This is a genomic window from Lactobacillus nasalidis, assembly GCF_016587775.1.
GTDB lineage: Bacteria > Bacillota > Bacilli > Lactobacillales > Lactobacillaceae > Lactobacillus > Lactobacillus nasalidis.
In genome coordinates this window covers 1-626 of the sequence record NZ_BOCG01000264.1, presented here as the reverse complement: position 1 = coordinate 626, position 626 = coordinate 1, and the positions used below count along the sequence as shown (strand labels likewise).

Annotated in this window: 1 protein-coding gene; it reads left to right on the top strand. The window is 61.5% G+C overall.

Annotated elements, in window-relative coordinates:
* The coding region (gene proB / locus lacNas_RS04635; RefSeq protein ID WP_201346639.1) for a glutamate 5-kinase at positions 1-626 on the top strand (626 nt) is incomplete at both ends.

Sequence of the window (626 nt, the reverse complement as noted above, 5' to 3'; positions counted from 1 at the left end):
TGGCTCAGCTGCACCAGGCCGGCTACAAGCTGGTCCTGGTAACTTCAGGATCCATCGCGGCCGGTTTCCGCCGCCTCGGCTTTGACAAACGACCCAAGAAAGTTGCCGACAAGCAGGCCGCCGCGGCCGTCGGCCAGGGACTGCTGATCGAGGAATACACCCGCAGCCTGCTGGCTCAGGGTGTTGTCTCAGCGCAGATCCTGCTCACTCAAGACGACTTTGCCGACCAGCGCCGCTACCAAAACGCCCAGACGGCCTTGAACGTGCTGCTGAACCGGCGCGTCATCCCGATCATCAACGAAAACGACACGATCGCGATCGATGAACTGAAGGTTGGCGACAATGACACCCTTTCAGCCCAGGTGGCATCCCTGCTGAAGGCTGACCTGCTGGTGCTGCTGACCGACGTGCCCGGCCTTTACAGCGACAACCCCCGCAAGAATCCGGATGCCCGGCCGATTCCCGTCATCAATGACATCACGCCGAAGATCTTCGACATGGCCGGCGGGGCTGGTTCAAGCAACGGCACTGGCGGCATGGCAACCAAGATCAAGGCTGCCGATATGGCCACCAAATCCGGCGTCCCGGTCTTCATCTGTTCGGCCGACTCGACTGCCCTGGTCGAC